The sequence below is a fragment of the Eubacterium sp. BIOML-A2 genome, from assembly GCF_009680135.1.
GTDB classification, from domain to species: Bacteria; Bacillota; Clostridia; order Lachnospirales; family Lachnospiraceae; genus Faecalicatena; species Faecalicatena contortus_B.
The window spans coordinates 164606-174297 of the sequence record NZ_WKZK01000004.1; the positions used below are offsets into that span (position 1 = coordinate 164606).

At 46.9% G+C, this 9692-nt stretch carries 6 protein-coding genes; 4 read left to right on the forward strand and 2 right to left on the reverse strand.

The window, feature by feature from the left end:
* Positions 1-44: 44 nt before the first annotated feature.
* Positions 45-1925 (reverse strand): DUF4914 family protein, encoded by a 1881-nt coding sequence (locus tag GKG43_RS02865; RefSeq protein WP_050641873.1) that lies wholly within the window; start codon positions 1923-1925, stop codon positions 45-47.
* 280 nt (positions 1926-2205) lie between these two features.
* Here GKG43_RS02865 and GKG43_RS02870 point away from each other — a divergent pair, with 280 nt between their 5' ends.
* The 4 genes from GKG43_RS02870 to GKG43_RS02885 all read left to right on the forward strand — a co-directional run bounded on the left by GKG43_RS02870 (position 2206) and on the right by GKG43_RS02885 (position 8246).
* A complete protein-coding gene (locus GKG43_RS02870; protein ID WP_129879250.1) occupies positions 2206-3660 on the forward strand; it encodes an aspartate ammonia-lyase in 1455 nt (484 codons plus the stop codon).
* Positions 3661-3732: 72 nt separating this feature from the next.
* The gene (locus GKG43_RS02875; RefSeq protein ID WP_129879251.1) at positions 3733-4887 is read left to right on the forward strand and encodes a malic enzyme-like NAD(P)-binding protein; all 1155 of its coding nucleotides are present in this window, start codon (positions 3733-3735) and stop codon (positions 4885-4887) included.
* Positions 4888-5407: 520 nt separating this feature from the next.
* Entirely contained in the window at positions 5408-5710 is a 303-nt protein-coding gene (locus tag GKG43_RS02880; RefSeq protein WP_050641870.1) for a metal-sensing transcriptional repressor, read from the forward strand.
* A 10-nt stretch (positions 5711-5720) separates the two neighbouring features.
* Positions 5721-8246: a heavy metal translocating P-type ATPase gene (locus tag GKG43_RS02885; protein ID WP_129879252.1), complete on the forward strand. Its 2526-nt coding sequence runs from the start codon at positions 5721-5723 to the stop codon at positions 8244-8246.
* 254 nt (positions 8247-8500) lie between these two features.
* Here the strand turns inward: GKG43_RS02885 and GKG43_RS02890 are convergent, their stop codons facing one another.
* A complete protein-coding gene (locus GKG43_RS02890; RefSeq protein ID WP_129879253.1) occupies positions 8501-9346 on the reverse strand; it encodes an Rpn family recombination-promoting nuclease/putative transposase in 846 nt (281 codons plus the stop codon).
* Positions 9347-9692 lie beyond the last annotated feature (346 nt).

Consider the following 9692-nt stretch of genomic DNA (forward strand, 5'->3'; position numbering starts at 1 on the left):
TCTTTTTGTGATCTTTTTCCTGATCCGCCATCTAATCTGTCATCTTACGGCTGGAGTCCTAATTTGATTATCTTGCAGTAATCCTCTGCAGAACCTCGGTTTTTAAAGCATTCCAGAATTTCTTTTCCTACCGGATGAAGTTCCTCTGTATCGTAAACAGAAAGTTCTTTTTCAAAGAAGTCGTAAAGAATCCCCGCGCCTTTATCATAGCCTGCTTCTCCAAGGGTTTCCTGGTTTTCCGGACGAAGGAATTTGGAAGAAATCGACTGGCCGTCTACTTTCATCTGTTTCAGTGAATATCCAAGCAGGGAACAGCGGGCCGGGGTCAGACGGTCCATTTTCATATTAACGCCTCCGCGGCGGGCCAGGTATTCCCGGGAAATCCATTCGGCAGCAAATCCAACTTTGTAAATCCCGATGTGCTGGTTGGGGATCAATACATATCTTGTTTTCGGGCAGCTTAGGATCTGCTCTAAAAGATAATTCGCCTGTTTTACCCGCTGCCCGGTCGCAAATGGCCAGTAGGAACCAACTCCCTCGGCGGCAAGCGGAGAGCTTCCGTTAATACTTGGATTATTGTATCCGCGCGGCGCGACCAGACGCCACAGCCATGCAATTGCCGGCGGAATGACCTGCATCAGTCCGAGTATGCCGTAATCCGGATGTTTTGCGGTGGTCGGAGGAGTCCGTACGCCAAAGCTCCGCACATTGACTTCCACCGGGCTGGTGACGATGTTCGGAATCAAGCGGCGCGGTATGATGACCCGGGGGTTCGGGCATGGTTTTCCATCTGACTCAATGGTATGGTCCCACGGAAGACAGGTCGAACGCGGAACAGCCTGAAGATTAAAAAATACCAGCGGCTCCTTAGAGTGAACAGCAATTTTTTCATAAAGCGGATCGCATCCGTATTCTGTAATTCCGTCTACCCGGACAAACCAGCCATCCTCGCCATCTGTAAGCGCCAGTTTCCCACTGCCTGTCTGGATGCGGGGATTGCAGTTCGCCATGTCATCCGTAACCGGCTCGATTGTACAGGTATCGCTCATGGTGATATAGCGTTTATCTCCCGTCAGTGTATTGACGCCAAGAAGGACGCGGCCGTCAGACTCACGGTGCACATCCTGCAGCAGTTCGCTCTTACCGCCTCCGGATGCACCTTCATGCATCATAACCATTTCATTCTCATAGGGCGTAATAATGCGGGCTGCTGAAGCATGGGCCGTTACCCAGCCTTCCTGCTCACCAATGTCAAGAAGTACACTGTAAATCCCTTTTTTGGCAGAAGGGCCGGGATAAAGATTGTAGGAAAATACTTCATGCAATTCGCTGGTACGGCAGTGTACACAGACCTGTCTGCCGTGAAAATGAGTATGCCGGAACGGCGGCGCCACATAGACAATTGCCCGCGGCCTGTACGGTTCTTCTATCGTTCTTGCATTCACAAACGCCTGAAGCTGTGAAACGGCAAATGCAAAAAATGCAGCGTTGCGGGGACAGACCAGCAATGAATTGTAGCCATACTCAACCCCTCCGGCTTTAAACGGTATGATGATTATCTCCTGACCTGAAAGCCACTGAAAAGTCTGCTCTTTGACGGAAGAAAATTCATAACCATAAGCATCTTGAAACCGGAGCTTATCAGTTGGCAGATCATCCCCAATCCGCATAGAATCCGCATCGCGGCGGCGCATATAATCTTCGGCAAAATTGACGGCAGCGCCATTGCGGCAGCGGGCGACCGTGGCTTCCAGCACCATTCTGCCTTCTACATTATAGAGGACTTCAATTTCGTCGGTGTGCTCATTTCCAAAGATTAGTTCAAAGAGCATTTCTTTGCTTTCTGGAATGATCACACTTGGGCTGTTGGAGACAATGTTTTCAAGTTCTTTGGGAAGAATAAACTTTTGAATCAAGGAATGCATAATTTTACCTCCTGACTTTCATATAATATTTTTGCGTATTTGAAATTAGGGTATTTCAGAGTACTTTACCACCTTCCACATAATGCTGTCAATATAAATTTGCAAGTTCTTAACATAAAACTTGCAAAACGAAATTTGAGAATATTGAGAAAACAGATGGATGCCCCGAATATAATCAAATACTTATATCTGATATACAAATATATGTCTTTGATTATAGAAAATTCTGGATTTATAATATGGCTAGCAAATGGAAGTTATGGTTAGGAGGTCTTATGTTATGGTTATGACAAAAAATGTGGATGGAATGGAGTGCCGGACTGAGAAGGACTCGATTGGAACGAAGGATATTCCGGAAGGGGTCTACTATGGGGTTCAGTCTCTGCGGGCTGCAGAAAACTTCAGGATTACGGGGCTGTCAATGCATCCGGAGATTATCAACAGTCTGGCGCAGATTAAGAAGGCAGCGGCGATCACTAATTGTGAGGCCGGACTGCTGGATAAACATATTGCTGAGGCGGTTGTAAAAGCTTGTGATGAAATACTGGAGGGAAAGCTGCACAATGCTTTTATAGTAGACCCGATTCAGGGGGGCGCAGGAACCTCCATTAATATGAACGCTAACGAGGTGATTGCCAACCGTGCAATTGAGATATTGGGCGGGCAGAAGGGGGACTATTCCATTGTGCATCCGAATGACCATGTCAACTGCGGACAGTCAACCAACGATGTAATACCTACGGCGGGGAAGATGACTTCTCTGAAGCTGCTCAAGAATGCCAGGAAGGAATTGGAGCGTTTACATAAGGCTCTGCGCGTTAAAGCGGAGGAATTTGACTCTATCGTAAAAATGGGCAGGACGCAGATGCAGGATGCAGTTCCGATCAGGCTCGGGCAGGAGTTCAGGGCTTATTCCGCGGCAATACAAAGAGATCTTAACCGTATGGAAAAAGCGCAGGAGGAGATGCGGACTCTGAATTTAGGCGGGACGGCGATCGGGACCGGCATTAATGCGGATGAAGCATACCTGCGGCGGATCGTTCCGAACCTTGCACAGATCAGCGGAATGGATTTTGTGCAGGCATATGATCTGATCGATGCCACCCAGAATCTGGATCCGTTTGTGGCTGTATCGGGGGCAGTTAAGGCCTGTGCCGTAACGCTTTCTAAAATTGCAAATGACTTCCGTCTGATGTCTTCGGGGCCAAGATGCGGTTTTGGGGAGATCAATCTGCCAGCAAAACAGAATGGTTCTTCCATAATGCCGGGGAAGGTGAATCCGGTCATCCCGGAAGTTGTGAACCAGGTTGCCTTTCTTATTATTGGAAATGATATGACAATCACAATGGCTGCCGAAGCAGGACAGCTGGAATTAAATGCTTTTGAACCGATCGTGTTCTACTGCCTGTTTCAGTCAATTGATACACTGGCATATGCGGTGGAGACTTTTGTGGATAATTGTGTAAATGGGATTACAGCAAACAAGGAACGCTGCAGGGAATTAGTGGATAACAGCGTGGGGATCGTGACGGCTCTCTGTCCTCATGTCGGCTATGCGAAATCTGCTGCTCTGGCGAAAGAGGCTTTGAAAAGTAAAGTCCCTGTCAGAAAGCTGATCCTGGATGAGGGATTGCTCAATGAGGCGGAGCTGAATGAAATACTGGATGTGAAGAATATGACAGAGCCCGGGATATCAGGGAAAGAGCTGCTGCTCAAAAAACAAATAGAAGCATAAGGATGCAAAAAGGTGAATCGTACAACAGGATAGACAAATAACAGGTAAAGGAAGAAGAAAGAGGTGTCAGTTATGGATTACGAAAAAGAAGCACTGCATATGCATGAAAAATTCCATGGGAAAATCGAGGTTTGCAGTAAAGTTCCCCTGGAAACAAGGGAAGACCTAAGTACCGCCTATACGCCCGGCGTTGCCCGGCCCTGTATGGAAATACACAGGGATGAGAAAAAAGCATATAACTATACCGCAAAAGGCAATTTAGTAGCTGTTGTAACGGATGGTACGGCAGTGCTGGGACTGGGTGACATCGGCCCGAAAGCAGCGATGCCGGTCATGGAAGGAAAAGCCATCCTGTTTAAAGCGTTTGGAGGTGTGGATGCATTTCCCATATGTCTGGATACGAAAGATACGGAAGAAATTATTGAGACCGTGAAACGTATTGCCCCAGGTTTCGGCGGTATTAACCTGGAGGATATTTGTTCGCCCAAATGTTTCGAGATCGAGCAGAGACTAGAAAAGGAACTGGACATACCGGTTTTCCATGACGACCAGCACGGAACGGCAATTGTAACGACGGCTGCGCTGATGAATGCGCTTAAGGTAGTGGGCAAGAAAATAGACGGCATAAAAGTTGTACTTAACGGTCCGGGCAGCGCAGGCACCGCAATTGCCAAAATGCTGTTTCATGCAGGCGTAAAGCATATGACGATCTGTGACCTGGGAGGGATACTGGCGGAAGGATGTTCCTTTGCCGTTGGGCATAAACTGGAGCTAGCAAGACTTACAAATCCGGAGAAAATCACCGGAACCCTCCAGGATGCAGTCAGGGGGGCAGATGTCTTCATAGGAGTTTCCGCGGGAAACATTTTGACAAAAAAAATGGTGCGCACGATGGCGCCGGAACCAATCGTATTCGCAATGGCAAACCCCACGCCGGAAATTACTTACGAAGATGCCAAAGAAGCAGGAGTAAAAATAATCGGAACCGGACGTTCCGACTACCCGAACCAAATCAACAACGTCCTTGCCTTCCCCGGTCTCTTCAGGGGAGCACTGGACGCAGGAGCAAGAGACATCACCTACGACATGAAGCTGGCAGCCGCCCGTGCAATAGCATCACTGGTAAACGAAAAAGAATTGAACCCAGACTATATCATCCCCTCCCCATTCGACAAACGGGTAGCCGCCAAAGTAGCTCAGGAAGTCGCAAAATGCGTTCAAAAATAAGCTGTTTAAAATAAAACAAAAGAAGGAACAAAATCCCAAAAAGCTATTACCAAACAAAAGATTACAACCACCGTGTATCCAATCCCATCCGCTTCAACCGCAAGAACCTCCTCCAAAAAAGCATATCCATCCTACTGGAAGCACACAGCCTGTGGGGAGCCGGACTTCTGCGGGGCAGGAAACTTCTGGGCACCTTTTCGGAAGGCATAGAGAGCGCCATAGAGTCACTTGATAAAAACCACAGCGGATAGGGAGGATAAATGCTGCTTTCGAAGCAGCATTTAAACCGGCCTGAGCCGCGCAATTCATCAGAATTGCGGGGTGAATGCCGGTTGGTGCCTCCCTATTCGCTGTGGTTTTTATCTAGTGACTCTAGGCAAACGGCCAGCCTTCGAAAAGGTGCCCAGAAGTTTCCTGCCCCGCAGAAGTCCGGCTCCCCCCTTTGAATATATTTTTTAATATTTCCACTTGCAATATACCTGGTGGGGGTATATAATGACCTTGGAAAGAGGTGATACAAATGGAAGAGAACAAGGAATGCTGCCACAAGAAAAAAGAACGTTCAGAGAAGGAATATAAGGATCTCGTAAACCGTCTGAACAGGATTGAGGGGCAGATCCGTGGTATAAAAAGAATGGTGGAGAGCGATACTTACTGTACAGACATTCTGATACAGGTGTCGGCAGTTAATGCCGCTCTGAACAGTTTTAATAAAGTACTTCTTGCGAATCATATCAGAACCTGCGTTGCGGATGACATCAGGGCAGGAAAGGAAGAGACGATAGACGAGTTGGTTGTAACTTTACAGAAATTAATGAGATAGGAGGCAGAAGATGGAACAATATTCAGTAACAGGAATGAGCTGTGCAGCCTGCAGTGCCCGTGTGGAAAAGGCAGTCGCCAAAGTTCCGGGAGTTACGTCCTGTTCGGTCAGCCTGCTGACAAATTCCATGGGAGTAGAAGGCGGCGCTTCGGCTTCTGATATTATTGCAGCAGTAGAAGAGGCAGGTTATGAAGCTGCCCCGAAAGTTTCCGGTGACAAATCAGGCGCTTCAACGAAGGCTCCGGCGGAAAATGATCTTTTAAAAGACAGAGAAACTCCAATACTAAAAAAGAGGCTGATCGCATCGCTCTGTTTTTTGGTTCCGTTGATGTATGTATCGATGGGACATATGATGTGGAACTGGCCTGTTCCGGCAGTTCTGGATGGAAATCATGTGGCAATGGGACTGATTCAGCTGTTGTTTACCACGGTAATCATGGTAGTGAACCAGAAGTTTTTCATCAGCGGCTTTAGAAGCCTGTGGCATCGGGCGCCGAATATGGATACTCTGGTCGCGCTTGGCGCGGGGGCCTCATACATCTACAGCACCTATGCGCTGTTTGCAATGACTGATGCACAGATGCACGGCGATATGGCTGGGGTGATGAACTACATGCATGAGTTTTATTTCGAATCAGCGGCTATGATTCTGACCTTGATTACCGTAGGAAAAATGCTGGAAGCACGATCCAAGGGCAGAACCACAGATGCGCTTAAGAGCCTGATGAAACTGGCGCCGAAGACAGCGACTGTTCTGCGCGGAGAAGCAGAGATAGTGGTATCCATTGATCAGGTAGTAAAAGGGGATATCTTTGTAGTAAGACCCGGGGAAAATATACCGGTGGATGGTATTATTATAGAAGGAAGCAGTGCAGTAAATGAGTCTGCTCTGACCGGAGAAAGCATTCCGATTGACAAAGCTGCAGGGGATCCGGTATCGGCAGCAACGCTGAACCACTCTGGTTTTATCAAGTGTGAGGCGACCAGGGTCGGTGAAGACACCACACTTTCCCAGATTATTCAGATGGTCAGCGATGCGGCGGCAACAAAGGCGCCCATTGCCAAGGTTGCAGACCGGGTATCCGGTGTATTTGTGCCGGTGGTTATTGCGATTGCAGCATTGACAATTCTGATATGGCTGTTTGCCGGGCAGACCATCGGCTTCGCTCTTGCAAGAGGAATCTCCGTACTGGTTATCAGCTGCCCATGTGCCCTGGGCCTGGCGACGCCGGTTGCGATCATGGTCGGCAACGGTATGGGGGCAAAGCATGGGATCATGTTCAAGACAGCGGTTTCCCTTGAGGAGACCGGAAAGATGCAGATCGTGGCACTTGATAAAACCGGGACAATAACAAGCGGTGAGCCCAGAGTAACAGATATGCTTCCGGCAGAAGGCTTGAAAGAAGAAGAGCTCCTGGCTATGGCTTATGGGCTGGAGAAAAAAAGCGAACACCCCCTGGCACGGGCTGTCCTTATGCTTGCAGAGGAGCGGGACATACAAAATGTCCAGGAGATCACAGACTTTCAGGCGCTCCCGGGCAATGGACTTTCCGGCAGAATGGACGGAGATCTTCTGACAGGAGGCAGCTTCAAGTTTATCAGTGAGAATACCAAAGTTCCGGAAGCAATGAGAAAGAAGGCAGAACAGCTGGCCGAAGACGGAAAGACACCGTTATTCTTCAGCCGCAGCAATCAGCTCATTGGCATCATTGCAGTAGCAGATGTTATTAAGGAAGACAGTCCCCGGGCTGTCAAAGAATTACAGAACATGGGGATTCATGTGGTAATGCTGACCGGTGATAATGAGCGGACAGCGAAGGCCATCGGTCGTCAGGCCGGAGTGGATGAGGTGATCGCGGGCGTACTGCCGGACGGCAAGGAAAACGTGATCCGTTCTCTGAAGCGTAAGGGCAGAGTCGCCATGGTGGGAGACGGAATCAATGATGCACCCGCACTGACCAGGGCGGATATCGGAATTGCCATCGGCGCTGGTACAGATATCGCAATCGATGCGGCAGATGTAGTCCTGATGAAAAGCCGCCTGAGCGACGTGCCGGCTGCAATCCGGTTAAGCAGGGCTACCCTCCGGAATATCCATGAGAATCTATTCTGGGCATTTATCTACAATGTCATAGGTATTCCGCTGGCAGCCGGTGTCTGGTTCCCGCTGCTCGGATGGAAGTTAAATCCCATGTTCGGTGCAGCCGCAATGAGCTTGTCAAGTTTCTGTGTAGTAACAAATGCACTCAGGCTTAACTTATTTAAAATGTATGATGCAGCGAAAGATAAAAAAATAAAAATCAAAAAGAAAGAGGAGGAAACAACGATGCAAAAAACTATGAAAATTGAGGGTATGATGTGCGGACACTGTGAGGCCAGAGTAAAGAAGAGCCTGGAGGCGCTTTCACAGGTGGATGAAGCGGCAGTAAGCCACGAGTCAGGAACCGCAGTCGTAACCTTAAGTGCAGAGATCTCAGATGAAGAATTAAAAAAGACAGTAGAAGATCAGGACTATAAAGTACTGGAGATAAAGTAAACAGAAACTTAGGAACAGCTGGAAAATGATGATAAAACAGAGGGATTAAGCTGATATATAATCTCTGGTGTTTATGAAAAAAGAGCTTTTGGCTGCCAAATGTTAATCTGCAGGTATATACAGCATTTTTTAATGCTGTATATACCTGCAAGACTTTTTTTTGCACAATATTCAGATATCCAAGTGCTGGCTGTCAAATATTTCACCGGGACAGCACAGGCTTCGTTTATCCAAATGGATGTTTTTAACAAGGTTTATTCCAGAATTTCTTTTACTTTCTCAACAGTTAAATCACAGTATTCGGCGATCTCATCGAAAGATTTTCCCCGAATATGCAGTTTGAAAACCTGGCGGGCACGTTGCTCCCCGACGTGCTGTCCAATTTGAATCCCTCTCTTTTCGGCACTGCTGATCTGAGTATTATAATCCTTGAGAGCTTTTTCCCTCGCCTCATATTCGAGCCGCTTTTGTTCATCCGCACTCAAATTTACCAGTGTATGATACGCTTTATCCAGATATTCGTTCGTTTTAGCCATTCGTTCAAACTCCTTTCTGTCTTTCCCATTGAAGAACTTCATCCATGCAATAATATCCTCCTCGGTATGTATACCTGCAGGCAGTTTCTTGAGTTCCAGTATATGAATCTCCATTTTATCAGTGTAAAGGCTGCCCGTCCGGTCATCCCGGAAATGAAAACTGCGGTAACAACTGTTGTCACCAGGAAAATGGTTGAAATCCAGGATACTTACATGGATACATTTTTGCAGATTGTCATAAGAGTCTCCCTTTTTAAGCTGACTGTCAAACATTTTACAGAGATAGAACAGGATACGTTCATCCCAGTATTCAAAATATTTTACCTGCATTCCCAGATTCATCTGGGTTCGATCCTTTAGCAGTACCCTCACATCCAGAATACCCAGCTTATCATCCGGGGTGTCCCTGGAAAGCAGAGTTGGAAGAATACAGGTATCTTCGATCTCATTGGGTGAAACTTTTAATAGAGCTGCTATAAAGCCTCTTCTGACTTTAGAATTCTGCATTAGATTATTAAAACAGAAGTCTACAGTCGGTAACATGATAAAGTTATCATTTGCCATAAATCTCCTTTCATGTGCAGAAAAAGCTGCAATTGTACACAAAAGGAAATCCCCTGCTTTTTATTTATCATACCACGGATTTAGAAGGTATAAAAGACTAGAATTTCTTACAAAGTTCAATCAAAGTTTTTCCGCTGTTAAATAAGTTTTTGTGTTGGTATACTTCGGCGAAACGCCGTTTGGAAAATGAAAAGCGATTGCTTTTCGATATCTCTGATTTCTAGTATATCACGTCATATATCCTTTTGGCAATCAGACTTATAAACCATGATTGCGTAAATTTACCTTCGGAAATAATGGTGTAGAGTTCACCCATGATGTACTGATAAAGTATCAGACAATGACT